This window comes from Streptococcus sp. HMSC10E12 (genome assembly GCF_001807855.1).
Classification (GTDB): domain Bacteria; phylum Bacillota; class Bacilli; order Lactobacillales; family Streptococcaceae; genus Streptococcus; species Streptococcus salivarius.
In genome coordinates this window covers 2,612-3,090 of sequence record NZ_KV791085.1, presented here as the reverse complement: position 1 = coordinate 3,090, position 479 = coordinate 2,612, and the positions used below count along the sequence as shown (strand labels likewise).

The window sequence follows — 479 nt, the reverse complement described above, 5'->3', positions numbered from 1 at the left end:
AGAAATTTAGACAAAAATAAGAAAACGATTACATAGAAAAGCGACTTATAAAGTAAATTTCACAATTTTAGCAGTCATAAGAGTTAAAAAAATCCAGGACCTGAGCCCTGGATTTAGGAGATTATGAAAAAGAAAAGTTTTAGGATGGTTATAGTATATAAAGCAAAGCCTAAAGTTTTCTTAAAGTAGACAAAAATTATTTTCTTGGATTTTTAAAAGGAAGTTGAAATTAATCAACTTCCTTAGTATAGATGTCTTATAAGAATAATTTTAGTCGATTTTCGGACTTAATTTACAATTGATTTGCACGTCCATTTTCATCAAAGTGATAAGTCACACCATTGATGGTACGTGTTTGGTTGGTTACGAGCTCCCCAGAGTTTTCATCGTAGTAACGAGTCCCCTTGTAGTCTGTAACGAAATTGCCTTTAATTTGCTTACCTTGATAATCAAAGTAGAGGTGTTGACCATTGATGACT

Annotated in this window: 1 protein-coding gene; it reads right to left on the bottom strand. The window is 31.7% G+C overall.

Annotated elements, in window-relative coordinates; translation table 11 throughout:
• Positions 1 to 292: 292 nt before the first annotated feature.
• Positions 293 to 479, bottom strand: a 187-nt coding sequence (locus tag HMPREF3112_RS11550) for a hypothetical protein (protein WP_256262647.1), incomplete at its 5' end; no start/stop codon positions are given.